Source organism: Pseudomonas sp. Teo4 (assembly GCF_034387475.1).
Classification (GTDB): Bacteria; Pseudomonadota; Gammaproteobacteria; order Pseudomonadales; family Pseudomonadaceae; genus Aquipseudomonas.
The window spans coordinates 149,330-172,662 of sequence record NZ_JAXCIL010000001.1 but is presented as its reverse complement, the minus strand read 5'-3'; the positions used below and the strand labels follow the sequence as shown (position 1 = coordinate 172,662).

Annotated in this window: 18 protein-coding genes and 9 pseudogenes; 14 read left to right on the top strand and 13 right to left on the bottom strand. The window is 62.9% G+C overall.

All coding sequences use genetic code 11. The features are described 5' to 3' along the window. Window positions 1-123: 123 nt before the first annotated feature. On the top strand, window positions 124-828 hold the full coding sequence (locus tag PspTeo4_RS00965; protein ID WP_322361946.1) for a lysophospholipid acyltransferase family protein: 705 nt from the start codon (window positions 124-126) through the stop codon (window positions 826-828). A gap of 81 nt (window positions 829-909) precedes the next feature. Continuing rightward, window positions 910-1,881: a magnesium and cobalt transport protein CorA gene (locus tag PspTeo4_RS00960; RefSeq protein WP_322361945.1), complete on the top strand. Its 972-nt coding sequence runs from the start codon at window positions 910-912 to the stop codon at window positions 1,879-1,881. A gap of 95 nt (window positions 1,882-1,976) precedes the next feature. Here PspTeo4_RS00960 and PspTeo4_RS00955 read toward each other — a convergent pair whose 3' ends face one another. Continuing rightward, window positions 1,977-2,693 (bottom strand): amidotransferase, encoded by a 717-nt coding sequence (locus PspTeo4_RS00955; protein WP_322361944.1) that lies wholly within the window; start codon window positions 2,691-2,693, stop codon window positions 1,977-1,979. Window positions 2,694-3,220: 527 nt separating this feature from the next. On the opposite strand from PspTeo4_RS00955, the pseudogene PspTeo4_RS00950 reads away from it, so the two are divergent. After that, window positions 3,221-4,019 (top strand): annotated as a pseudogene (locus PspTeo4_RS00950) (c-type cytochrome). Window positions 4,020-4,135: 116 nt separating this feature from the next. On the opposite strand, the pseudogene PspTeo4_RS00945 reads toward PspTeo4_RS00950, so the two are convergent. The 4 genes and pseudogenes from PspTeo4_RS00945 to PspTeo4_RS00930 all read right to left on the bottom strand — a co-directional run bounded on the left by PspTeo4_RS00945 (window position 4,136) and on the right by PspTeo4_RS00930 (window position 7,467). Continuing rightward, a pseudogene (locus PspTeo4_RS00945) lies at window positions 4,136-4,467 on the bottom strand (ribonuclease E inhibitor RraB). 175 nt (window positions 4,468-4,642) lie between these two features. Further along, window positions 4,643-4,879 (bottom strand): hypothetical protein, encoded by a 237-nt coding sequence (locus PspTeo4_RS00940; protein WP_322361943.1) that lies wholly within the window; start codon window positions 4,877-4,879, stop codon window positions 4,643-4,645. A 154-nt stretch (window positions 4,880-5,033) separates the two neighbouring features. Continuing rightward, window positions 5,034-7,108, bottom strand: a pseudogene (locus PspTeo4_RS00935) (LTA synthase family protein). 169 nt (window positions 7,109-7,277) lie between these two features. Beyond that, window positions 7,278-7,467 (bottom strand): annotated as a pseudogene (locus PspTeo4_RS00930) (PLDc N-terminal domain-containing protein). A gap of 127 nt (window positions 7,468-7,594) precedes the next feature. Between PspTeo4_RS00930 and PspTeo4_RS00925 the strand changes: the two are divergent. Next, window positions 7,595-8,533, top strand: a complete 939-nt coding sequence (locus tag PspTeo4_RS00925; protein ID WP_322361942.1) for a ZIP family metal transporter — start codon at window positions 7,595-7,597, stop codon at window positions 8,531-8,533. A 144-nt stretch (window positions 8,534-8,677) separates the two neighbouring features. Here the strand turns inward: PspTeo4_RS00925 and PspTeo4_RS00920 are convergent, their stop codons facing one another. Beyond that, window positions 8,678-9,208 (bottom strand): hypothetical protein, encoded by a 531-nt coding sequence (locus PspTeo4_RS00920; RefSeq protein WP_322361941.1) that lies wholly within the window; start codon window positions 9,206-9,208, stop codon window positions 8,678-8,680. A gap of 247 nt (window positions 9,209-9,455) precedes the next feature. Between PspTeo4_RS00920 and PspTeo4_RS00915 the strand changes: the two genes are divergently transcribed. Next, complete coding sequence (locus PspTeo4_RS00915; RefSeq protein WP_322361940.1) at window positions 9,456-9,728, top strand: DUF3509 domain-containing protein; 273 nt, start codon at window positions 9,456-9,458, stop codon at window positions 9,726-9,728. A gap of 103 nt (window positions 9,729-9,831) precedes the next feature. Here the strand turns inward: PspTeo4_RS00915 and PspTeo4_RS00910 are convergent, their stop codons facing one another. From PspTeo4_RS00910 to aroC, 3 genes and pseudogenes are all read right to left on the bottom strand, one after another. Next, complete coding sequence (locus tag PspTeo4_RS00910; protein ID WP_322361939.1) at window positions 9,832-10,368, bottom strand: oxidase; 537 nt, start codon at window positions 10,366-10,368, stop codon at window positions 9,832-9,834. Then, window positions 10,368-11,521: pseudogene (locus PspTeo4_RS00905) on the bottom strand (MFS transporter). The gene PspTeo4_RS00910 and the pseudogene PspTeo4_RS00905 overlap by 1 nt, the downstream one beginning before the upstream one ends. 134 nt (window positions 11,522-11,655) lie before the next feature. After that, window positions 11,656-12,745 (bottom strand): annotated as a pseudogene (gene aroC / locus PspTeo4_RS00900) (chorismate synthase). 234 nt (window positions 12,746-12,979) lie between these two features. Here aroC and PspTeo4_RS00895 point away from each other — a divergent pair. The 3 genes and pseudogenes from PspTeo4_RS00895 (at window position 12,980) to PspTeo4_RS00890 (ending at window position 14,834) form a co-directional block, all read left to right on the top strand. After that, the gene (locus PspTeo4_RS00895) at window positions 12,980-13,651 is read left to right on the top strand and encodes an alpha/beta hydrolase (protein ID WP_416196892.1); all 672 of its coding nucleotides are present in this window, start codon (window positions 12,980-12,982) and stop codon (window positions 13,649-13,651) included. After that, window positions 13,636-13,941, top strand: a complete 306-nt coding sequence (locus PspTeo4_RS29735) for an alpha/beta fold hydrolase (protein WP_416196891.1) — start codon at window positions 13,636-13,638, stop codon at window positions 13,939-13,941. The genes PspTeo4_RS00895 and PspTeo4_RS29735 overlap by 16 nt, the downstream gene beginning before the upstream one ends. 105 nt (window positions 13,942-14,046) lie before the next feature. Next, window positions 14,047-14,834: pseudogene (locus PspTeo4_RS00890) on the top strand (hypothetical protein). A gap of 299 nt (window positions 14,835-15,133) precedes the next feature. On the opposite strand, the gene prmB reads toward PspTeo4_RS00890, so the two are convergent. After that, window positions 15,134-16,042: a 50S ribosomal protein L3 N(5)-glutamine methyltransferase gene (gene prmB, locus PspTeo4_RS00885; RefSeq protein WP_322361938.1), complete on the bottom strand. Its 909-nt coding sequence runs from the start codon at window positions 16,040-16,042 to the stop codon at window positions 15,134-15,136. A 179-nt stretch (window positions 16,043-16,221) separates the two neighbouring features. Between prmB and PspTeo4_RS00880 the strand changes: the two genes are divergently transcribed. The 5 genes from PspTeo4_RS00880 (at window position 16,222) to PspTeo4_RS00860 (ending at window position 18,999) form a co-directional block, all read left to right on the top strand. Continuing rightward, window positions 16,222-16,812, top strand: a complete 591-nt coding sequence (locus PspTeo4_RS00880; RefSeq protein WP_322361937.1) for a cysteine hydrolase family protein — start codon at window positions 16,222-16,224, stop codon at window positions 16,810-16,812. A gap of 89 nt (window positions 16,813-16,901) precedes the next feature. Further along, complete coding sequence (locus PspTeo4_RS00875; protein WP_322361936.1) at window positions 16,902-17,222, top strand: hypothetical protein; 321 nt, start codon at window positions 16,902-16,904, stop codon at window positions 17,220-17,222. A gap of 175 nt (window positions 17,223-17,397) precedes the next feature. Then, window positions 17,398-17,958, top strand: a complete 561-nt coding sequence (locus PspTeo4_RS00870) for a Smr/MutS family protein (RefSeq protein ID WP_322361935.1) — start codon at window positions 17,398-17,400, stop codon at window positions 17,956-17,958. A 71-nt stretch (window positions 17,959-18,029) separates the two neighbouring features. Continuing rightward, window positions 18,030-18,575 carry a GTP cyclohydrolase I FolE gene (gene folE, locus PspTeo4_RS00865; protein ID WP_277460040.1) on the top strand — a complete coding sequence of 182 codons (546 nt, stop codon included), beginning with the start codon at window positions 18,030-18,032 and terminating at the stop codon, window positions 18,573-18,575. Window positions 18,576-18,633: 58 nt separating this feature from the next. Further along, complete coding sequence (locus PspTeo4_RS00860) at window positions 18,634-18,999, top strand: glutaredoxin (RefSeq protein ID WP_322361934.1); 366 nt, start codon at window positions 18,634-18,636, stop codon at window positions 18,997-18,999. A 151-nt stretch (window positions 19,000-19,150) separates the two neighbouring features. Here PspTeo4_RS00860 and PspTeo4_RS00855 read toward each other — a convergent pair. Further along, window positions 19,151-19,753 (bottom strand): annotated as a pseudogene (locus tag PspTeo4_RS00855) (glutathione S-transferase family protein). Between the two features lie 143 nt (window positions 19,754-19,896). Here PspTeo4_RS00855 and PspTeo4_RS00850 point away from each other — a divergent pair. Then, complete coding sequence (locus PspTeo4_RS00850; RefSeq protein WP_322361933.1) at window positions 19,897-21,093, top strand: benzoate/H(+) symporter BenE family transporter; 1,197 nt, start codon at window positions 19,897-19,899, stop codon at window positions 21,091-21,093. Window positions 21,094-21,363: 270 nt separating this feature from the next. Here the strand turns inward: PspTeo4_RS00850 and PspTeo4_RS29730 are convergent, their stop codons facing one another. Both PspTeo4_RS29730 and PspTeo4_RS29725 read right to left on the bottom strand, forming a co-directional pair. Beyond that, window positions 21,364-22,227, bottom strand: coding sequence for a methyl-accepting chemotaxis protein (locus tag PspTeo4_RS29730; RefSeq protein WP_416196936.1), 864 nt, complete (start codon window positions 22,225-22,227; stop codon window positions 21,364-21,366). Beyond that, window positions 22,225-22,449 (bottom strand): annotated as a pseudogene (locus tag PspTeo4_RS29725) (HAMP domain-containing protein); the annotation flags it as partial. The pseudogene PspTeo4_RS29725 and the gene PspTeo4_RS29730, both read right to left, overlap by 3 nt. Window positions 22,450-23,333: the final 884 nt, after the last annotated feature.

The following is a 23,333-nucleotide window of genomic DNA, read 5'->3' as shown; positions in this document are numbered from 1 at the left end:
GATTAGGCCGGTACAGGCAGCTTGTTGCCGGGGATGCAACCCAAGGTTTGCCCCAATCAGTGCACGGCCGTACACTGCGCCGCGACTGTCTGGTGTGAGTCGTACCATGCTTTACTCCTTCGCATGCTCCTGCTGCTGGCGCTGCACTTTCTGTTGGTGGGCGCAGTCGGCCTGATCATTGGCCTGTGCCGTCCCTTCAACCCCGACAACAGCCGCATCTTTGCCCGCCTTTACAGCCTGCCGGCGACCTGGATGATGCGCATCAAGGTCAAGTCCGAGGTTGGGCCGCTGTGGGACCAGCCTCCCGGTTGCGTGATCGTCGCCAACCACCAATCGAACTTCGACCTGTTCATCCTCGGCCATGTGGTGCCGCAACGCACGGTGGCCATCGGCAAGAAAAGCCTGGGCTGGATTCCGTTGTTCGGCCAGCTGTTCTGGCTGGGTGGCAACGTGCTCATAGACCGCCAGAACGCCTACCAGGCGCGCAAGGCCATGCAGCAGACCACACGCACCCTGCACGACGACACCTCGATCTGGATTTTCCCTGAGGGCACGCGCAATCCTGAAGCGCAGCTGCTGGCGTTCAAGAAAGGTGCCTTTCACATGGCCGTCGAAGCCGGTGTGCCGATCGTCCCGGTGTGCGTCAGCCGCTATGCCCGGCGCCTTAGCCTCAACAGCTGGCGCCAGCGCACGGTGATCGTGCGCTCGCTACCGCCCATCGCCACCACCGGCATGACCCTGCAAGACCTGCCAGCACTGATCGAGCAATGCCGCACGCAGATGCAGCAGTGCATCGACCATATGGAACGCGAATTGCCCCACGCCTGACTCCACCCAAGCTACAGGTTGCTCTCGCGCCCTTCACGGCCCAAGCTGTAGGGCGTGTTCAACCGACAAAAGCGGACAACCATGGGGCGAGTCGTGGCATCGGCGGTTTACAGCGCCGGCAGAAAAGTCACCAACATCAGCATCGACGAAGGCAGCGAATGGGCGCGCAAGCCGGGCCATTTCGTCTGGATCGGCCTGGAAGAACCCAACGCCGAGGAGCTGGCAAACCTGCAATGTCAGTTCAACCTGCACGAACTGGCCATCGAAGACGCCCTGGAAAAGCACAGCCGCCCCAAGCTCGAGACCTTCGGCGATGCCTTGTTCATCGTCACGTACTCGCCAGTGCGCCACGAAGGCAAGCTGGAGTTCATCGAAACCCATATCTTCGCCGGCAACGGGTACATCATCACCTGCCGCAATGGCCATTCGAAATCCTACGCCCTGGTGCGCCAGCGCTGTGAAGCGCGGCCGTTGCTGCTGGAGCATGGCGAAGACTTCGTGCTGTACGCCCTGCTCGACTTCGTGACCGAGAACTACCAGCCGGTCAGTGAAGCCATCCACGGCGAGATCGAGGAGCTGGAGCAGAGCGTGCTCAGTGGCTCGCTGCAGGTAGATGACATCCAGCGCCTGCACAGCCTGCGCCGCGACATCCTGCGCCTGCGTCGCTACGTGGCGCCGATGGTGGAAGTGAGCGAAGAACTGCAGCGCCTGAGCTTCCCGTTCATCGACAAGAACATGCGCCCGTATTTTCGCGACGTGCAGATCCACGTCACACGGCAGATGGAAGATTTGGCCGGTATCCGCGACATCGCCAGCCAGACCATCGAGATCGGCATGCTGCTGGAGGCGTCACGGCAGAGCATCGTGCAGCGCAAATTCGCCGCCTGGGCGGCGATCCTGGCCTTCCCCACGGCGATTGCCGGGATCTACGGGATGAACTTCCAGAACATGCCGGAGTTGGGGTGGCACTATGGCTACTTTGGTGTGCTGGGTTTGATCGGGCTGGGGTGTTCGGGGCTGTATGCCAGTTTCAAACGGTCGGGGTGGTTGTAGGCCTCATCGCCGGCAAGCCGGCTCCCACAAAGAGCACCGCTGTATCTGTGGGAGCCGGCTTGCCGGCGATTGGGCTGCACCGCAGCCCCAGCAGGTCAGGCCGCGGACTGACGGACGAACCGCATCATCCACTCCCCGACCAGGTCGCCCTGGTGTTCCGTGGCCAGGCTGGCGACCGCCTTCTGGTACACCTCATGCCCCAGATAATCCTTGCGCGCATCCAGCAGAGCCCGGGAATAGTCGTGAACGAACTCCGGGTGCCCCTGGAAGCACAGCACCTGATCACGAATGTGATAGGCGGCATTCGGGCAGAAATCGCTGGAGGCGATCACCGTGGCGCCTTCGGGCAATGCAGTCACCTGGTCCTGGTGGCTGATCAGCAGGGTCAGCTCGGACACTTCCGGGTCCATCCACGGCGCATGGGCCGCCAGTGAATAGCGGTGGATGCCCACGCCCCAGCCCTTGTCGGCACGCTCGGCCTTGCCGCCCAGGGTCAACGCCAGCAGTTGGTGGCCGAAGCACACCCCCAGAAGCTTCTCGCCACGCTCGTAGAGCTTGAGCAGGTAGGCCTTGAGAGTCTGGATCCAAGGGTCATCACCGAACGAGTCGGCTTTGCTACCGGTGACCAGGTAGGCGTCGAACTTTTGGTCTTCGGCGGGATAGTCGCCGTTCATCACGTTGTACACGTCAAACTCGGCGGCGATCGGCTGGCGCGAGAACAGCTGCTCGAACATCCTTCCGTAGCCCTGGTACTGCGCGACCAGCTCCGGTCGCAGGACATCGGTTTCAAGGATGCAGATGCGTAACGACATAGGAATAGTCCTGAACGACATGGGTGGGAATCTGCTGTAGAGACTGACGTGAAAGGCACGTACAAGCAAGTAGGCTGCACTGACGAACGGTCACATTTCGTCGGTGTCGTGTTCAGCGTTACGCAGCGGTCTAGCCAGAGGATGCCAGCAAGCTGGCCTTTGGCCTCATAACCGATATAAGCCAGTCATTTACTGGCTTAGAACAAAGGGTTCTCTACCAAGGATGACGTTACCCCTACCTTTGGTTGTATATGCAGTGACAAGAGGCAAACAGAGTGGGCGCCAGACGCGCCACTGTGATCGACCCGAAACGCGACAAGGAAGCCAACGGGTATTCAGGAATAACAACAAGAAGGCGGTCAGCCATGTTCAGACAATCGAAAATTCGCCAAGCTGGGCTCATTCTCTTCGCCACGACTTTGCTGCTGATTTTACCGAACCTTACGCGCTTGTTCGGATGACGGTGGCTGTGGCCTTTTCAGGGCTTGCACAGGTAATCTGCCGACCTTGACGGTTGGAGACGTCCCATGCGCGTGTGCCTTGCCCTGTTAGCCCTCCTGCTCAGCCTGCCACTGCAGGCGGCCCAACTGCATCTGGAACTGGGCGGTACACCGCACCAATGGAACAGCCGCGACCTGCTCGAACACCCGCAGGCACGCGACATCAGCATCGACGATGACGTCTCGTACAAGCGCCCCATGCACTACCGCGCCGTGCCTCTGGCTGCGCTGCTGGACGGTGTGAGCGACAGCGACCATCTGCAAGCCGTAGCGCTGGATGGCTTTGCCGCTGAAATGCCAGCGGGGCCATTGCTGCAGCATGGCCCGGCCCAGGCTTGGCTGGCCGTCGAGGACCCCACTGCTCCCTGGCCTGCGCTGGCCAACGGTAAACCCAGTGCCGGGCCCTTCTACCTGGTGTGGACCCAACCACAGGCGAGCGGATTCGCCCGGAACAATGGCCATACCAGATCGCCACCATCCGCCGCCTGCCGCCTGTGGAGCAGCGCTTCCCGGCATTGCTGCCCGACCCTCGAATACCGGCCAACGACCCGGTACGCCAGGGCTTTGCCCTGTTCCAGCAGAACTGCCTGGCCTGCCACCGCCTCAATGGCGCTGGCGACGCCCAGTTCGGGCCGGATCTGAACGTGCCGCACAACCCCACCGAGTATTTCCAGCCCGCGTTCCTGCGCCAGTACATACGCGACCCGCAAAGCCTCCGGCACTGGCCGCAGGCCAGATGCCGGGGTTCGCTGAGAGTGTATTGAGTGAGCAGGAACTGGATGCGTTGTTGGCTTATCTGAGGCATATGGCTTTGCGTAAGCCTTAAGCGCCCATCACCGGCAAGCCGGCTCCTACATCGACCGCGACGATCCATAGAGGGGGAGCTGACTTGCCGGGGCGACAAACCACGGGGATGGGCTGCAAAGCAGCCCTCCTGAGGCTTCAGGCAATCGGTCGCTCCTGCTTGACACCCCAGCCTTCCACCTCACCGCCATAGGGTGAAACGACCTGTTCGAAGGCCTCTTCGAAGTCCCCGATACCACCGTAGGTGGCATACATGATCTTGCTCAGTTCCAGGTGCCACACACCATCATCCCGTTCATGCACCTGAGCATTGAGCGACTCGCCACGAAACTGCCCGGCGGCCGTCGCGCACCGGCTTCGTCAGGGAATACGGCATAGAACTCAATGGGGTGGATGCGGGTGAAGTCGAAACCGCCTGCTTTCATCTGGCGCAGGACATTGCTGCTGATATCGTCGTTCTGGCTGCTCATGAAACGTCCTCCTGCAAAGCAATGGATAGACTTTCCGTGCACTACGCACCTGCCGGCAGTGCCGGGCAGATCGAGCTGATGCGAGACGCGAACCGAGGGGGTGCCGACCCGCTGAAACGGCCGACACCTCACACCAGCGTAGTGCCTGCCAAGGCACTGCGCCAGCCAGGCTGTTTCAGGGGACGGGACGGATCTGGGTGATGCTCACGCCGTTCTGCTCCTTGAGCCAGCGCGCTGTGGGTGATTGGGTGCGGTCCTGGAAGTCGTTGAGGTCCAGCTCATCCATGACCGGGAACAGATGCGAACGAATGGCCCGTGCAGCGTCCTCCTCGCTCGGGCACTGGTCGCCAAGCAGCAGTAGCGAGGCCAGCTCACCTTTCTGGTCGGCAAAAATGACTTCCCACTCTTTCATTGAATTGCCCTCTCAATCAAAGAACACAGGCTGTGTGATACCTGTAATTGCTTGACCGTGGGCGGGGGATTTGTTCAGTCAGGAGGGATTTGCAGCAGAGGCCATCGCCGGCGAGCCAGCTCCAACAGGAGGCGGCTCGCCGGCGATGTAACAGTTACTTCGGTACGCCGTGCACTACCCCGGCGGTGTTGTCCAGCAGGCTCTTGGTCGCGGTCTGGATGTAGGCTTCCAGGCGCTTGACCATGTCTGGCTGGTCCGGGCTTTCGATCAGTTCGGCCTTGAACTCACGGCCCAGCTGATAGCGGTACATGCGCGGGGTCATGTCCTTGGACTCGATGAGGATGCGATCACCCTGCACCAGGCCGACGATCTGCTCGCTGCCCGACGGCTTGATGATGCCAATGCCCTGGTCGCCCTCAGGCAGGTTGAGCAGGTCGCGCCCCCAGCATTGGTGGCGGGTCTGGCCACCCAGGCGGCCCATGATGGTCGGCACGATGTCGACCTGGGTACCCACGGTGTGATTGACCGCGCCAAACTTCTCCTGAATACCTGGGGCAATCAGCAGCAGCGGTACGTTGAAGCGACCCAGGTCGAGCTCGGTTACCTGCTGGCTGTTGCCGAAACCGTGGTCGCCAACGATGACGAACAAGGTCTCCTTGAAGTACGGCTCCTTGCGCGCTTTCTCGAAGAACTGGCCCAGTGCCCAGTCGGAGTAACGCATCGCGGTCAAGTGCTCGTCCAGGCGGCCTTGGCCAGTTACCGGCTCTACCGGGAGGTTCTTCGGCAGCGCGTACGGGGTGTGGTTGGACAGCGTCTGCAACAGGGCATAGATCGGCTTCTTGCCGTCATGCTTGGCCAGTTCCTCGGCGCCACGGTTGAACATGTCCTGGTCGGACACGCCCCAGGTCGGGTCGGAGAACACCGGGTTGACGAAGTCATTACGGCCAATGAAGGTGGTCATGCCCTGGTTGCCGAAGAACCCGGACTGGTTGTCCCAGGCGAAGTCGCCGTTGTAGACGTAGACATCGTCGTAGTCACGGGCGCTGAGCAGCGCAGGCAGACCGGACAGCTTGTGGCCACCTTCCGGGGTCTGCATCAGGTATTCGAAGCCTGGCAGGTTGGGGAAGCAGGCCATGGTGGCGAACATGCCCTGGTGGGTATGGGTGCCGTTGGAGAAGAAGCGGTCGAACAGCAGACCCTCCTTGGCCAGTTTGTCGAAGTACGGGGTGATGTTGTTCGGGCTGCCCAACGCGCCTACCGAGTGGCCGGCGAAGCTTTCCATGAGGATCACCACGACGTTCTTGATCGGCAGGGTACGGTCGGCCGGCGGCACGAAGTCGCGGCGAATGGCTGCCTCGTCGGCATCCACCAGCGTGTCGTGCGGGTCAGCAACTGCTCACGCACAGTCTGCGTGGCCAGGCCCTGTTCGAGCACCGGCTTCCAGATGTTGGCGCGGTCTTCGCCGTAACGGCTCTTGGCGGCGTCGATCAGCGTCAGGGTACCGTTCAGGCCCAGCTGGTTGACGAAGTTGGAGTCGGTGGTGAAGGCATCGCCCCAGCGCATGGGCGGGCCTTGGCGCAGGGTGCCTCGGGCAGCGACCACGGCCACCAGCAGGATGACCATGAACACCGCCAGGCGGTTGTACCACGGTGCCACACGGCGGGGGCTGGCGAGCGTCGTTGCAGCACCGCCACGGGTCAGGCGATCGATGCCCTTGAACAGCAGGCTGAGCAGCCAGGTGCCGAACAGCCAGCCCAGCAGGTAGCGCACCACCGGGAAGCCGTACCAGAGCATGCTCAGGACAGTCTTGGGGTCTTCCTGGATGTACTGGAACACCAGGCCGTTCAGGCGCTGGTGGAACTCGCGGTAGAAGTCCATCTCCATCAGGCCGAGGAACATCACCACGCTGGAGGCGATGGTCAGCCAGAAGCGGAACACGCCACGGCGTGCCATGGCCCACGGGCTGAGGATTGCCAGCAGCAACGGAATGCTGATGTACACCACCACCCGAAGGTCGAAGCGCAGGCCATTGAGGAAGCCTTCGGCGACCGTCGCAGTCGGGGTATCACCCACCATGTCACTGTTGTAGGCCAGCAGCGCCAGGCGCACGAGGCTGAGCATCAACATGATCACCAGCCCGCTGAGCAGCGTATAGGCCAGGTGGGATTTCAATGTGGGCGCGAATGACGCTTGCGCGCCTCGTTGCTTCAAGGCGTCCGTGTTAGCCATGAATGGGGAGGTCCTAGGATTGCGGGTTTGCGAAGAGGGTGCTGAGCATAGTGCAACGCAGCCGGTGCGGCTGCGGATTCTGTTTAAACCAATGTGAAAATTTTGTCACGAGGACATTTCCAACTGTGTCTGCACCGGCCCCGCTGCCGGTGCAGCCATGGGCATGCCGTCAGATCCGCACATTGCCCTGGGCCGGCAATCGCCCAGATGATCAGCCCCACCACCGGCAGCAAGGCGATCAGCAGAATCCACAGCACCTTGGCCCCGATTTCGCTGCCACTTTTGATCACATTGAGAATCGCCCAGATATCCAGGGCCAGAATGATCAGGCCCACCAGGCTGTTGAATGTGGAACCCATGTAAACGCTCCCGTTGAAAGACTGTCGGGGTGAGCATAGTCAGGCTATCGCCCTGATAGAAGGGAATCCTTGGCCGGGTGTGCCGGTCACTGGATAGACTGCCGGTATCCACTGAATCGAGGTTCGCATGCTCCCTGCCCAATCCCCCAGCGCCACGGCGCCTTCATGGTTGAACGCCTGGCGGCAACAGGCCTTGAGCACCCCGTGGCTGAGCGCTGGCCTGGGTCTGAGCCTGTTGGCCATTGTGCTGCTGTTGGCGGCCAGTGTGTGGAACGCGGTGAACGGCGACCACGCCAACAACCTGCACCTGGCGCTGCTGGGCGGGTTGTCCGGCTTTGGTGCCACTGCTCTGGGCGCGGTGCTGGCCGTGGTGTTGCGCGATGTCAGCGCACGCAGCCAGGATGTGATGCTGGGCTTTGCCGCTGGCATGATGCTGGCCGCCAGCTCGTTCTCGCTGATTCTGCCGGGCCTGGATGCGGCCCGCGAAATCACCGGCAATGGCCCTGCTGCAGCCTTTACGGTGGTGCTGGGCATGGGCCTTGGCGTGCTGCTGATGCTGGGCCTGGACCGTTTCACCCCGCACGAGCACGAAAGCACCGGCCCTTGCGGGCCAGACGCCGAGCGGGTCAGCCGGGTGTGGCTGTTCGTGCTGGCAATCACCTTGCACAACCTGCCCGAGGGCATGGCCATTGGGGTGAGCTTCGCCAATGGCGACATGAACATCGGCCTGCCGCTGACCAGCGCCATCGCCATTCAGGACATTCCGGAAGGTTTGGCGGTGGCCCTGGCGTTGCGCGCGACGGGGCTGTCGAACTTCAAGGCGGCGCTGGTGGCGATCGGTTCCGGGCTGATGGAGCCCTTGGGGGCGGTGATCGGGCTGGGGATTTCCACCGGCTTCGCCCTGGCCTACCCCATCAGCATGGGGCTGGCGGCCGGGGCGATGATTTTCGTGGTATCCCACGAGGTGATTCCCGAGACCCACCGCAATGGGCACCAGACGGCGGCCACTTTGGGGTTGATGGGTGGGTTCGGGGTGATGATGTTTCTGGATACGGCGTTGGGTTGAACGCTTGCAGCGGCTCTGCCGGCCTCATCGCCGGCAAGCCGGCTCCCACAGGGTGGACCGCGCCAACCTCCAGATCACCGCAGTACCTGTAGGAGCCGGCTTGCCGGCGATGAGGCCAGTAGGGTCAGCACAAAACGGACAGCTTCAAACGTGCACTGCCACCTTCAAGGCTTCCAGCGCCGGCTCGACCTTGATGCCAACCGCCTCGCCCAGCTCCAGCACCCGCGCCAGATCGTTCTGCCCCACCATCACCATTTGCAACTCATCATCCAGCAGCTGGCTGAAGTTGAGCAGCACGTAGCCGCCTGCTTCCTTGTTCAGCGCGCCCATCTGCACCTGAATACGGTTGAGCGCAGTCAGCGGCTCGGTACGCGCCAGCTGCTTGGGCTTGAGGGTGAACGGCACGCTCTTGTCGAACGAGTCGCTGATCTGCTGGAACAGGTCCTGGTAAGTATCGGCCTGGAACACCACGGTATCCGGCAGGCTGCCGAGCACAACCCACTCACCGAGCGGAATCGGGAAGCTGTCGTCGTAGTTGATGTCCGGGTTGGCGGCCAGGAAGGCGGCAGGGTCGGCGTAGGCCTGGGCAGCCTCGTCGGCGATACGCTCGATGTCTTCCTCGCGCATGCAGCCGGCGCTGATGAGGCTGATGAATTCGAGCAACTGGTTTTTCATGGGGGAGCCTGCAACGGGTGAAAAGTCGCCAAGGATAGCCGCAAACGCCCCGGACCGTTAACCGGCAGCCGCTCGGCAGACCGTGCAAAATGCACTGTGCAAAATGCGCGACCTTGCATCCTGCATGGTCCCCTTTAACTTAAACAAGATTAACTTATTGATTTTAATATGTTTTTTTAATTTAAAGCGGCTGGCACAGTCACTGCAAAGATCAACCCACGTCTGCCATCCACAGTCAGGAGTTGATATGGACCTCATCCAGCAAAAGTTCGTCTCGGTGTTCTCGGCCTACCAGGTCACCACCCAGTCCCGACCGGACGGCGGCGTCCTGCTGACCCTGCGGGCTGCCGACGGCAAGGTGACCCGTCGCGTGCTGACCTACGCGCAGTTGCACAGTGCCGAGCAGCTTTCCTGGGCGATCAGCGCCATTCGTCGTGACCTGGCGGAACAGGCCAGTGAATTGCCGGTGATATCGATGCTGCAAAGCCAGCAGCGGTTTGCGCTGCCGACTTATCGTTGAGTCTAATCGGGCCCAAATCGCCGGCAAGCCGGCTCCTACAAGGGGCGTGCAATACTTGTGGGAGGCAGCTTGCCGGCGATTAGCCGGCCAATCAACAGCTATTTCAGAACTCGTCAAAACCCGCGAACTGCCGCGCCGTCTCATCACCGGTGAACCGCGCTTGCAGCCCCTGCTCATTGGCAAACAAGCGCAATGCCAGGCAGAACGGGTTATCGCCCAGGTCGACCCAGCGCCGTACACCTGCCGGAATCAACAGCTCATCACCCTTCTCGCACAGCACCGCATAGACGTATTCACCCAGCCGCATGCCTATTTGGGCACGCCCGGTCACCACGGCGAATACCTCATCGGCATCATGCACATGCTCATCCCGCAGGTCGGCCTGTGCCAGGTCCGCACCGTCTCGGTTGAGCACGGCGAACGCCAGGCTGCCATGGGCGGTCATCAACTGGTCGAGGTGCTCGCGGCAAGCAGCCAACACTTCTTCCTGACTGCTGCCAGGGCGCACGCGCAGCGCGTGGGGGCGATGAACAATACGTACGCCGTGCTCGGCCAAGGTGGCGGCGATGTCGTCGTGGTGGGTCAGCACCTTGTTCGGCAAGTCCGGGCTGGACGGGTGAAAAACGCTGAGGATGCTCATCAGTGACGTGTCCTGGTCGGTTTCGAACAAAGGGCAATGATAACGGCTGCCGCAAGGGCTGCGGCGCTGGCCATACCAAAGGTGAAGGTCGGCCCCAGCAGTTTCCAGCTGTAGCCTGAATAAAGGGCACCCAAGGCGCCCCCGGTTCCGGAAAGCGCCGCGTACAGCGCCTGCCCCTGGCCCTGCTGGCGGGGCCGAAGCTGGACTGTACGAAGGCAATGGAGGCGGCGTGGAAGCAACCGAAGGTGGCGGCATGCAGTACCTGGGCAAACACCAGCACCGCCGGTTCACCCGCCAGGTTGCCTAGTAACAGCCAGCGCACCGCCGCCAGCAGGAAACTGGCCAGCAGCACCCGCTGCACGGAAAACCGCGCAAACACCCGGCTCATGACCATGAACACCAGCACTTCGGCGACCACCCCCAGCGCCCACAGCAGGCCGATGGCACCACGGCTGTAGCCCAGGTGCTCCAGGTGCAGGGTCAGGAAGGTGTAGTAAGGCCCATGGCTGAGTTGCATCAGCGCCACGCAGATGTAGAACGCAACCACCCCCGGCGCCATCAGCTGGCGCAGGAAGCCGTCTGCACCACTGCGCTCGCCCTGCTCTACCGGCTGGGCGTTGGGCACCCACAGGCTGGCCAGGACGATACCGGCCATGATGGTCACCAGGGCGACGGGGTAGATGTCCAGGCTCAACCACTCGAACAAGCGTCCCAACCCGACCACCGTCAGGATGAAGCCGATCGAGCCCCACAGCCGCACCTGGCTGTAACGTGAGGTCTGGCCATGCAGGTGGGCCAGGGTGATCACTTCGAACTGAGGCAGCACCGCGTGCCAGAAGAACGCATGCAGGGCCATCACCAGCGCCAGCCAGGCGTAGCTCTTGCCGAAGAAGATCAGCGAAAAGGTCGCCAGCGTCGACAGTGCGCCCAGGCGCACGATCAACAGGCGCTGGCCACTGCGGTCACCCAGCCAGCCCCACAGGTTCGGGGCGATGCAGCGCATCAGCATGGGAATGGCGACCAACTCGCCGATGCGCGCCGGGGAGAAGCCCAGGTGGTCGAAGTACAGCGCCAGGAACGGGGCGGTGGAACCGAGCAGGGCGAAGTAGAACAGGTAGAAGCTGGACAGACGCCAGTAGGGGATTGGGGGCATGGGAGCGGCCTGTTGTATTGCCCGAGCCGGCTTTTTCGCGGGTAAACCCGCTCCCACAGGTACACCACTGCATTCAAGCGCTGTGTCGTACCTGTGGGAGCGGGTTTACCCGCGAAGGGGCCGGAACTGCCGAATCAGAGCTGGCCCAACACCGGAGTACCGACCTTCACATCGGCATTCTGCGCACGGTGGCGCAGCAGGTGATCCATCAGCACGATGGCCATCATCGCCTCGGCGATTGGCGTGGCGCGGATGCCGACGCACGGGTCGTGACGGCCCTTGGTCACCACCTCTACCGGGTTGCCGTCCACATCGATGGAACGGCCGGGGGTGGTAATGCTCGAAGTCGGCTTCAGCGCCAGGTGCGCGACGATCGGCTGGCCCGACGAGATGCCGCCCAGGATGCCGCCAGCGTTGTTGCTGAGGAAGCCTTCCGGGGTGAGTTCGTCACGGTGCTCGGTGCCACGCTGGGCAACACTGGCGAAGCCTGCGCCGATTTCCACGCCCTTGACCGCGTTGATGCTCATCAGGGCATGGGCCAGTTCCGCGTCGAGACGGTCGAAGATCGGCTCGCCCAGGCCGGGCATGACACCTTCGGCAACCACGGTGATCTTGGCGCCGACCGAGTCCTGGTCACGACGCAGCTGGTCCATGTAGGCCTCCAGCTCAGGCACCTTGCCAGGATTTGGGCTGAAGAAGGCGTTTTCTTCGACAGAGTCCCAGGTCTGGAACGGAATTTCGATCGGCCCCAGCTGGCTCATGTAGCCGCGCACGCGGATACCCTGGGTGGCCAGGTACTTCTTGGCAATGGCACCAGCGGCCACGCGCATCGCGGTTTCGCGGGCCGAGCTACGGCCACCGCCGCGGTAGTCGCGGATGCCGTACTTGTGGTGGTAGGTGTAGTCGGCGTGGGCCGGGCGGAACAGGTCCTTGATCGCCGAATAGTCCTTGGACTTCTGGTCGGTGTTGCGAATCAGCAAGCCGATCGAGCAGCCGGTGGTACGGCCTTCGAACACACCTGAAAGAATCTCGACTTCGTCGGGTTCCTGGCGCTGGGTGGTGTGGCGGCTGGTACCGGGCTTGCGCCGGTCGAGGTCGTGCTGCAGGTCGGCCAGGAAATTTCCAGGCCCGGGGGCATCCATCGACAATGGCGACCAACGCCGGGCCATGGCTTTCGCCAGCGGTGGTGACAGTGAACAGCTTGCCGTAGGTATTACCGGACATGGACGCTCCGCGAGTCTGCCTGAATGATCGAAAGCGGCCAGTATACAGAGGATTGCAGGTCTGTGAGGGCCCTATCGCCGGCAAGCCGGCTCCCACATGGACCGCGACGTTCTCAAGATCATTGCAGTACCTGTAGGAGCCGGCTTGCCGGCGATAGGGCCAGAACAGCCAACCCGCCCGCCGAACCTTCCGCTGAATGTTGGGTCCAACCGGCATCTCCCCAAGTAGTACCGCATGATGTCGCGCCTGGTCGCATTGTTCCTCCTGCTGTGCACCGGCCTGGCCCAGGCCGCCGCCCCTACCGTGCTGCAACGCCCCATCGACCTGGACACAGGCCAGGGCGTTCTGCATGGCAGCCTGCTGCTGCCGCAACAGGACACACCGCCGCCAGTGGTGCTGATCATCGCAGGCTCCGGCCCCACCGACCGCGACGGCAACAACCCGGCCTCGGGGCGGGTCGACAACCTCAAGCGCCTGGCCTTGTTGCTGGCCAACCAACACATCGCCAGCGTGCGCTACGACAAGCGTGGCGTCGCGGCGAGCCAACCGGCCACGCCGGACGAGCGCGACCTCAGCGTCGAACGCTATGTCGCCGATGTGGTGGCCTGGAGCCGCAAGCTCAGGGCCGACCCGCGTTTTGGCCCGTTGATTCTGATCGGCCACAGCGAGGGCGCACTGATCGCCAGCCTGGCCGCCGAGCAAGCGGGCGCCAGCGCGGTCATCTCCTGGCGGGTAGCGGTCGCCCGCTGGCCGATGTGCTGCGCGAGCAACTGGCCAAGCGCTTGCCTGCAGCGCAACTGGCCCGCAGCAGCGCCCTGCTCGACCGCCTGCAAGCCGGGCAGACCAGCCTGGATGTGCCCGCACCGCTGCGCCAGGTATTTCGCCCCAGCGTGCAGCCCTACCTGATTACCCTGCTGCGGCAAAACCCGGCCGCCGCCTTCGCCCAACTTCCCATGCCCGCGCTGATCATCCAGGGCCGCAACGACGTGCAGGTGGACGTGGCCGACGCCGAACGCCTGAAGGCGGCCAAGCCAGATGCGCAACTGGTACTGATCGACGGCATGAACCACATGCTGCGTATCAGCCCCAAGGCCATGAGCCAGCAACGCGACAGCTACCTCAACCCTGAACTGCCGCTGGCCCGCGAACTGGGCGAGCAGGTGGTCACGTTCATCCATCAACTGCCGTCGGCATGAAGGCATCGGCATAGATTGTGCTCACGTAATGAGCGAATCGGCCGATAACCGGATGCTGGCGTCGCCATTGCGACCAGCCTTGCTGCACTGATGAGGACTGCCGTAATGACCGATGCCCCCGCTGCCGTAGACGCGACCGAAGAGCCGCAAGCCCCGGAAAGCGCCCCGCTGCCCTGGCCTGACCTTGCCGCCGAGCACTTCCAGCTGCTACGCCTGGCGCCCTGCCCACCGACCGCAACAGCGGTGCGCGGCCGCAGCGGTTCGTGCAGTTCGGCTATGCCGAGCGCCACGACAAGGCTCACAGCCTGCTACGGATGGAAATTCGCCTGACAGGGCAGAAAGTGCGCAAGGAGCAAAACCAGCTGGATGTGCATGTGAATCATGCCGAACGCCTGGTAACCATCGGCGACGCCAACGGCTTGCAGCTGGAGCCGCTCAACCGTGGCCTTGGTCGCTTCATGCTTGCCCAGGCGGTGCAATGGCTGCAGCGCAGGTGGTCGCACTACCGGGTCGAAGGCTTTGCCCTGCCGAGCAAGGATGCGCTGAACGAAGATTCGCGCCTGCGCCGCGACCAGTTCCTGCGCGCCACCGGTCTGGAAGTGGAGTATGCCGACCCTCAGCACATGAAGGGCCGCACCGTCGAAACCACGGTGGGCCAGCTCAAGGTGGGCTGGAACAGCGAGAAGGTGCAGCGGGTCGAAATCCTCGATGCCGCCAACATGTTGCAGAATGCCGAGCAGCAACTGCAGGAGAAGGAAGCGCAGCTGCGTGAGCGGGATGAGCGGGTGGCCAAGTACCGCCGTGAAGACAGCGGCTTGCGCTTTACCATCACCTGCCTGGTGGCGTTCGCGGTGTTTCAGGCTGGGTTGTTGATCTGGATTGCTACCCGTTGAGACTGGATGGCGTTTGGGGTATGGCGAGAGACATGCGGCGCCTTTGAGGCCGAGCGCCGCCCGCGCGGCGCATCGCGAGCAAAGCTCGCTCCTACGTTTGTTTCGGGCCAATGAGTCCTGTGGGAAATGCGCGCGAACGCTTTGGACGCACGGCTCGATATCGAGTCTTACAAACAAGGCGGTCGCGCGCGTCTGCCACAGGCATTATTGGCCGTAAACAAACGTAGGAGCGAGCCTTGCTCGCGATGCGCCGCGCGGGCGGCGCTCGATTTACGCCGTGACACAAAACCTAAGTGAACTCAAACCCGAGCCTTGAACAGCTCCTGATGCTGGCGGCACTGCTCGGCTGTCAGCATGAACACCCCATGCCCTCCGCGCTCGAACTCCAGCCAGGCAAAGTCCACCTCCGGGTACAACGCCTCGACATGCACCTGGCTGTTGCCCACTTCGACAATCAGCAAGCCCTTGTCGGTCAGGTGATCGGCCGCTTCGGCCAGCATCCTGCGCACCAGGTCCAGGCCATCGTTGCCACAGGCCAGGCCCATTTCCGGCTCATGGTGATACTCGGCCGGCATGTCGCCGAAATCTTCGGCATCGACATACGGCGGGTTGGACAGGATCAGGTCGAAACGCTGCCCCGGCAGACCGTCGAAACCATCGCCCTGCACGGTGTACACCCGCGCGTCCAGGCCATGGCGCTCGATGTTCTGGTTGGCCACTTCCAGGGCCTGGAACGACAGGTCGGCCAGCACCACCTCGGCCTCGGGGAACACCTCGGCGGCGACGATGCCGATGCAGCCCGAGCCAGTGCACAGGTCGAGAATGCGCGCAGGCTCGGCCGCCAGCCACGGTTCGAAGCGTTTTTCGATCAGTTCGCCGATGGGCGAACGCGGCACCAGCACACGCTCGTCGACCAGGAACGACATGCCACAGAACCACGCCTCGCCCAGCAGGTAGGCAGTGGGGACGCGTTCTTCGATACGGCGCTTGAGCAGGTGCTGCAGGCGAACCCGCTCGTCGTCCTCAAGCTGGCAATCCAGGTAGCTGTCGGCCACCTCCCAGGGCAGGTGCACGGCGCCCAGTACCAGCAGGCGGGCTTCGTCCCAGGCATTGTCGGCACCATGGCCGAAGAACAGCTCGTGCTCGTGGAAGCGGCTGACCGCCCAGCGGATATGGTCGCGCAGCGTGCGCAGACGGGATGTGATCACGGGGTACTCCTATTCAGACATGACAAAAGTCTAACAGCCTGACCGCCACAATTGTTCCTTGCGCATCCCCAGTTACCCGCCACAGGCCAGTAACCATGCTGTCTGCGATGTCAACCATTCCCATTGGCGCCAAGGCAAGGGAGAATAGGTATACAAAAGCCCTACCCAAGGAGCCCTTGATGTCCGTTCCAACCACGATGTTCCGCCTCACTGGTCGCGACTATCCGCCGGCCAAGCTGAGCCAAGCCAGCCTGATCGTCATCGATGCACAGAAAGAGTACCTCAGTGGACCTCTGATGCTGTCGGGCATGGACGAGGCCGTGGCCAACATCGCCAGGTTGCTCGACGCCGCCCGCAAGGCTGGCCGTCCGATCATCCACGTCCGCCACCTCGGTACCGTTGGTGGCCGCTTCGACCCGCAGGGCCCTGCCGGCCAGTTCATCCCGGGCCTGGAGCCGCGCGAGGGCGAAATCGTCATCGAAAAACGCATGCCCAACGCCTTCAAGAACACCAAGCTGCACGAAACCCTGCAGGAGCTGGGGCACCTGGACCTGATCGTCTGCGGTTTCATGAGCCATTCCAGCGTCAGCACCACCGTGCGCCGTGCCAAGGACTATGGTTACCGTTGCACGCTGGTGGAAGACGCCTCGGCAACCCGCGACCTGGCGCTCAAGGACAGCGTGATTCCGGCCGCGCAGATTCACCAGTGCGAAATGGCCGTGATGGCCGACAACTTCGCCTGTGTCGCTCCAACCGCCAGCCTGATCTGATCACTGGCTGGCAATGACCGCCCGGCAGCCGGGCGGAACCCAAGGGCGGCCGCCAGGTCGAATTCCGGATACCTACAGAGGAACTCGGAATGAAGCTCAAAGGCAGTTTTGATGCCAAACGCCTGCGTACGCGCGAACCGCGTAACTGGGGCGCTCGCCTGGCTGCCGGCCTCTCAGCCCTGCTGGCGACACTTGGCGTGCTGCTGGCCATGGCTGGCATTGCCGGCCTGCTGGGCAACTACCCTGCCCTGGCCGAGCTCAACGCCAACCGCCCTCTTTCCAGCATCCTGACCGTGGTTGGGCTGTTGCTGTTGTACTTCGGCGTGCGCTTCTGGCGGCGCAGCCGCATTCGCCTGCGTCGGGGACGCGAGTTGAACCTGGCGCCGCACCTGATGAAAAAGCATGATTGAGTGATCTGCACCGGCCTCATCGCCGGCAAGCCGGCTCCCACATGGACCGCGCAGATCTTGAGATCACCGCAGTACCTGTGGGAGCCGGCTTGCCGGCGATGGGGCCGGTGCTGGCGACACAAGGCTGCACACCAGCCCGCAGTCGCGTAAACTACGCCGCCCACGTGGAGGCATCATGCAAGACGACGACTTTTCCCTGTTCCACGCCGAGATCCGCGGCGTCAAGCCGATCAAGCACGACCGCGCCGACGTCGGCAAGCCCAAGGCCGACCGCAAGCAGCTGGCCGGCCTGCGCCAGGCGGCGACCGTGCGCAGCGATCAGGCGCTGGTCATCGACGGTTTGTCCGACCAGTTCGTGATCGACGTTGGTGCCGAGGACGAGTTGATGTGGCGCCGTGACGGCGTTCAGGAAAGCCAGATCCGCAAGCTCAAGCTTGGCCAGATCGCCTTCGAGGGTAGCCTCGACCTGCACGGCATGAGCGTGGAGAAGGCCCGCGAAACCTTGTGGGCCTTCATCGCCGAAGCCACCAAGCTGGAGGTGCGCTGCGTGCGCGTCACCCACGGCAAGGCCGCGCGCCTCGATGGCAAGCGCCCGATGATCAAGAGCCACGTCAACACCTGGTTGCGCCAGCACCCGCAAGTGCTCGGTTTCACCTCCTGCCAGGCCCGCCACGGCGGCACTGGAGCGGTGTACGTGATGCTCAAACGAACCATGATGGAAGGCCGCGACGAGTAACGCCGTGCTTGCAGCGCCGCGTTTGCCGCCGTACCCTTCGTTTTTGCGATTTTTTACCCACAGGTAGATCCATGTCCCTGGAACAGAACTACACCGAGATCCTCAGCCAACTCGGCGAGGACGTCTCCCGTGAGGGCCTGCTCGACACGCCCAAGCGGGCTGCAAAGGCGATGAAGTACCTTTGCCGCGGTTACGAGCAGACGCTGGAAGAAGTCACCAACGGCGCGCTGTTCAGCTCCGACAACAGCGAGATGGTGCTGGTACGCGACATCGAGCTGTACTCGATGTGCGAACACCACATGCTGCCGTTCATCGGCAAGGCCCATGTAGCCTACCTGCCCAAGGGCAAGGTCCTGGGCCTGTCGAAGGTTGCCCGTATCGTCGACATGTTCGCCCGCCGCCTGCAGATTCAGGAAAACCTCAGCCGCCAGATCGCCGAGGCCGTGCAGCAGGTGACTGGCGCCGCTGGTGTGGCGGTGGTCATCGAAGCCAAGCACATGTGCATGATGATGCGCGGTGTCGAAAAGCAGAACTCGACCATGCTCACCTCGGTGATGCTGGGCGAATTCCGCGAAAACGCCGCCACCCGCAGCGAGTTCCTCAGCCTGATCAAGTGATCGGCGCGTAACCTCGAGCCGACCCCATGGGTCGGCTTTTGCATTTCAGGAGTTGCCCATGATCGTCAAAGCCCTGCGGGTCGGCCTCGGCCAGCTTATCGTGTTCGGCGACTGGATCAGCCGGCCGGCCAAGCGCAAGCGCGATGCCGCGGCCCAGACGCGTGTCGAGCAGGAGGCCAAAGGCCTTGCGCTGTATCAGTTCCATGCCTGCCCGTTCTGCGTCAAGACCCGCCGCACCCTGCACCGCCTGAACGTGCCGGTAGCGCTGCGTGACGCGAAGAACGACCCGGTGCACCGTGAGGCGTTGCTGGAAGGTGGCGGCCGGGTGAAGGTGCCGTGCCTGCGTATCGAGGAAGCAGGCAAGGTGACCTGGATGTACGAGTCCAAGGACATCATTGCCTACCTGGACAAGCGGTTCGCGTAAGCCTGATGCAGATCAGTCGCCTGCTTCGCGGGTAAACCCGCTCCCACATGCCTGAACCTGGACTGCCTCAAGAAGTTGGACACAAATCCAACCCTTGGGGGCAGTCCAAACCTGTGGGAGCGGGTTTACCCGCGAAGAGGCCAGCCCGGCCTTACTCGACCATCGGCACATGCCGCGGATGGCTCGCCACCCGCGCCAGCCACGCTTTCACCGCTGGGTAATCGGCCAGGTCAAACCCGCCCTGATGCGCCACACATGGGTGTAGGCATACAACGCCACATCGGCAATCGAATACTGCTCACCCACCAGGTACGGCGTCATCTGCAACTGCCGCTCCATCACCTTGAGCGCCTTGTACCCGCCCTTGTGCAGTTTGCGGTACTCGTCCACGCTCATCCGGCAGCCCCAGGTAGAACTGGATGAACCGCGCCACGGCAATGTACGGCTCATGGCTGTACTGCTCGAAGAACTGCCACTGCAACACCTGGGTACGCAGGCGCGGCTCGGTGGGCAGGTACTCGCTGCCGTCGGCCAGGAAGTTGAGGATGGCGTTGGACTCCCACAAGCACGTGCCATCCTCAAGCTTGAGCACCGGCACCTTGCCGTTGGGGTTCATCGCCAGGAACTCGGGCGTTTCGGTTTCACCTTTGAGAATGTCCACCGGGTGCCATTCATAAGGCCGGTCTAGCAGGCTCAACATCAGTTTGACCTTGTAGCAGTTGCCCGACTGGTAATCCCCATAGACCTTGTACATCGCCCCTCCCTCCCGTGCAGTTACGCATTTGTGCCCAATAGTTGGCGACTGTACGGCTAATTGCAATGCCTGCTGTATGGCAAACATCCGCCGCGCTCGCGTTAGTCTGAAAAAACTGCTTACACAAGTACAAGGACTTACCCATGCCCCACGCCACATCCGCACGCCTGCGGCCCTTGGCAGACAGCTCCCCTTCGGCGGTGGTCGCCGGCTTCATCGCCATGCTCACCGGCTACACCAGTTCACTGGTGCTGATGTTCCAGGCCGGCCAAGCAGCCGGGCTAACCAGCGCGCAGATCTCGTCGTGGATCTGGGCCCTGTCGATCGGCATGGCGATCTGCAGTATCGGCCTGTCGCTGCGTTACCGCACCCCCATCACCGTGGCCTGGTCGACCCCGGGCGCCGCACTGCTGATCACCAGCCTTGGCGGGGTGAGCTACGGCGAAGCGATTGGCGCCTATATCACCTGCGCGGTGCTGGTGCTGATCTGTGGCCTGACCGGCAGCTTCGAACGCCTGGTCAAGCGCATTCCCGCGTCCCTGGCCTCGGCTTTGCTGGCGGGCATTCTGTTCAAGATCGGCAGCGAGATCTTCGTCGCGGCCCAACATCGCACCCTGTTGGTGCTGGGGATGTTCTTCAGCTATCTGCTGGTCAAGCGCCTGTCGCCACGATATTGCGTGCTGGCGGCACTGCTGGTGGGTACGGCACTGTCTGGCGCCCTTGGCCTGCTGGACTTCAGCAGCTTCAAGCTGGAAGTCGCCACTCCGGTGTGGACCACGCCGAGCTTCTCGCTGGCGGCGACCATCAGCATCGGCATCCCACTGTTCGTGGTGGCCATGACCTCGCAGAACATGCCCGGCGTGGCGGTGTTGCGCGCCGATGGCTACCAGGTGCCGGCTTCGCCGCTGATTTCGGCCACCGGCTTTGCCTCACTGCTGCTGGCGCCGTTTGGCTCCCACGGAGTTAACCTGGCGGCGATCAGCGCGGCGATCTGCACCGGGCCACATGCCCATGAAGACCCGGCCAAGCGCTATACAGCGGCGGTGTGGTGCGGGATTTTCTACGGCATTGCCGGGGTGTTCGGCGCGACACTGGCGGCATTGTTCGCGGCGCTGCCCAAGGAGCTGGTGCTGTCCATTGCGGCCCTGGCACTGTTCGGCTCGATCATGAACGGGTTGAGCGTGGCCATGAGCGAGCCACGTGAGCGTGAGGCGGCGCTGATCACCTTCATGGTGACGGCGTCGGGGTTGACCTTGTTCTCGATCGGTTCAGCGTTCTGGGGGATTGTGGCCGGGGTGATTACGTTGATGATTCTGAATCCGCGTGATGTACGGCGGTAGGGATTTGTCGTGATTGAGATCGAGCGCCGCCCGCGCGGCGCATCGCGAGCAAGGCTCGCTCCTACGTTTGTTTTCGGCCAATAACGCCTGTTACAGGCGCGCGCGACCGCCTTGTTTGCACGACGCGACATCGAGCCGTGCGCTAAAGCGGTCGCGCGCACTTCCCGCAGGAATAACTGGCCCGAAACAAACGTAGGAGCGAGCCTTGCTCGCGATGCGCCGCGCGGGCGGCGCTCGATCTCAAACCCACCGAAAATCCCCGTCAAACACCTACAACCTGAAATGCCCCACCATCCCCTTCAGGTCATTGCCCAACTGCGCCAACTCGATGCTGGAGCGGGCATTGTCCTGCATCGCCAGCGCCGCCTGATCGGCACTTCCACGAATCTGCGTGACGCTACGGCTGATTTCCTCAGCCACCGAACTCTGCTGCTCGGCCGCTGCGGCAATCTGCTGGTTCATCTGCTGGATCAGTGACACCGCCACGGCAATGCTGCCCAAAGCGCTTTCGGTCTGCAGCGCGTCGGCCACCGCCAGACGCACCAGTTCGGTACTGCCACGAATCTGCGCCACCGATTGCTGGGCATTGCCGCGCAAGCTGGCCACCAGGCGCTCGATTTCTTCAGTGGATTGCCGGGTGCGCCGAGCCAGCGCACGGACTTCGTCGGCTACCACAGCAAAACCACGCCCCTGCTCCCCTGCCCGCGCAGCCTCGATGGCGGCGTTGAGCGCCAGCAGGTTGGTCTGCTCGGCCACGCTCTTGATCACCTCCAGCACATCGCCGATGGTGTGGATTTCGGCGCTGAGGCTGTCGATACCGGCACTGGCAGTTTCCGCCGCCGCCGCCAATTGTTCGATACGCTGCATGCTCTGGCGCACCACCTGCTGCCCGGAGCCGACCTTGTCGTCAGCCGACTGCGCCGCCTGGGCCGCTTCTTCAGCGTTGCGCGCCACATCGTGCACGGTGGCGGTCATCTGCTGCATGGCAGTGGCCACCTGCTCAGTCTCCTCCTTTTGGCTGCCCACTTCACGGTTGGTCTGCTCGGTAACCGCCGACAGCGCCTGGGCACTGCCCGCCAGTTGCTCGATCCCCTGCTGCAGGCCGCTGACCACTCCCGACAAGCCAGCAGCCATCTGCTGCATGGCCTGCATCAGTTGCCCCACTTCGTCGCGTCGGCCTGCTTCCTCCTCCAGGCTCAGTTCACCTGCAGCGATACGCTGGGCACGGCCTATCACGCGCTTGAGCGGGCCGACCACGGCGCGGGTGATCAGCCAGGCCGCAAGTATCCCCACCAGCAAGGCCAAGCCCGTAGCCAAGGCGATGGCCAGGGAATTGCGTGAGAGTTCGCCCTGCATGGCTTGCTCCTGGCCCACATAGGCCTGGTCGACCAGGCCGGTGACCTGTGCCGCACGCGCCTGCAACTGGGCCTTGATCCCTTGCTCCTTGGTCAGCAGGTCGGTGTATTCGTTAAGCTTCTCGGAGAAACTGCCAATATGCCCGGCCACTTCACCCAGCACGCTCTGGTAGCCGGCATCGCTGACCGAGCCGCGCAGTTGCTCGACAGTGCTGGCAGCCTCGACCGTCTGAGCGATACGCCCCTGGTCGACCTCCTCCTCGCCTTTGCGGCTTTTATCCAGACGCACCCGGGCTTCATCCATGGCCTGCAACATCAAGCGCGACACCTGCGACACCTGCGCCGCCTGTTCAAGGAACTCGCCGCCCTGCTGGCCCTGGGACTGCTTCAGGGTGTAGGTGCCGTCATCGGCCAGCCCCGACTGCAGCACATCGAGGTTGTTGGCCACGCTGGACACTGACCAACTGGCCATGTCCAACGCCAGCTCTTTGGCCTGCACCACTTCGACGAAGGCCTCGAAAGCCTGGCCATAGGCACTCAGTTCGTCCTGCGCGGCAGCCAGTGCCGGCAGGCTGCGGGCGCGTTCTGTAAGGTTCTTCAGGCCGGCGCGCAAGGCTTCGGCCTCCTTGATATCCGAACGCAGCGCGAACGCTTGCTCATGCTGGCGCAGGCGCAGCAGGTCGGTGTTGAACTGGGCCAGACTGCGCAGGCCGTCGAAGCGCTGGCCGACACTGTGCAAGGCCACGATACCGATGGCCGCCACTGCCACTGTCAGCAACAGCACCAGGGCAAAACCAAGGCCCATTTTGCGGGCCATGCCCAGATTGGCCAGAACACCGTGCCTGGTCGCGCCCATTGCCGATCCCCCTCACCTTGTCAGGTTTT

Coding starts and splice junctions, on each gene's coding strand:
- PspTeo4_RS00910 (WP_322361939.1), bottom strand. CDS start 10,368: ATGAGCATCCTCAGCGTTTTTCACCCGTCCAGCCCGGACTTGCCGAAC.
- PspTeo4_RS00960 (WP_322361945.1), top strand. CDS start 910: ATGGGGCGAGTCGTGGCATCGGCGGTTTACAGCGCCGGCAGAAAAGTC.
- PspTeo4_RS00875 (WP_322361936.1), top strand. CDS start 16,902: ATGAAGCTCAAAGGCAGTTTTGATGCCAAACGCCTGCGTACGCGCGAA.
- PspTeo4_RS00925 (WP_322361942.1), top strand. CDS start 7,595: ATGCTCCCTGCCCAATCCCCCAGCGCCACGGCGCCTTCATGGTTGAAC.
- PspTeo4_RS00965 (WP_322361946.1), top strand. CDS start 124: ATGCTCCTGCTGCTGGCGCTGCACTTTCTGTTGGTGGGCGCAGTCGGC.
- PspTeo4_RS00880 (WP_322361937.1), top strand. CDS start 16,222: ATGTCCGTTCCAACCACGATGTTCCGCCTCACTGGTCGCGACTATCCG.
- PspTeo4_RS00915 (WP_322361940.1), top strand. CDS start 9,456: ATGGACCTCATCCAGCAAAAGTTCGTCTCGGTGTTCTCGGCCTACCAG.
- PspTeo4_RS00895 (WP_416196892.1), top strand. CDS start 12,980: ATGATGTCGCGCCTGGTCGCATTGTTCCTCCTGCTGTGCACCGGCCTG.
- PspTeo4_RS00920 (WP_322361941.1), bottom strand. CDS start 9,208: ATGAAAAACCAGTTGCTCGAATTCATCAGCCTCATCAGCGCCGGCTGC.
- folE (WP_277460040.1), top strand. CDS start 18,030: ATGTCCCTGGAACAGAACTACACCGAGATCCTCAGCCAACTCGGCGAG.
- PspTeo4_RS00870 (WP_322361935.1), top strand. CDS start 17,398: ATGCAAGACGACGACTTTTCCCTGTTCCACGCCGAGATCCGCGGCGTC.
- PspTeo4_RS00850 (WP_322361933.1), top strand. CDS start 19,897: ATGCCCCACGCCACATCCGCACGCCTGCGGCCCTTGGCAGACAGCTCC.
- PspTeo4_RS00860 (WP_322361934.1), top strand. CDS start 18,634: ATGATCGTCAAAGCCCTGCGGGTCGGCCTCGGCCAGCTTATCGTGTTC.
- PspTeo4_RS00940 (WP_322361943.1), bottom strand. CDS start 4,879: ATGAAAGAGTGGGAAGTCATTTTTGCCGACCAGAAAGGTGAGCTGGCC.
- PspTeo4_RS00955 (WP_322361944.1), bottom strand. CDS start 2,693: ATGTCGTTACGCATCTGCATCCTTGAAACCGATGTCCTGCGACCGGAG.
- PspTeo4_RS29730 (WP_416196936.1), bottom strand. CDS start 22,227: ATGGCTGCTGGCTTGTCGGGAGTGGTCAGCGGCCTGCAGCAGGGGATC.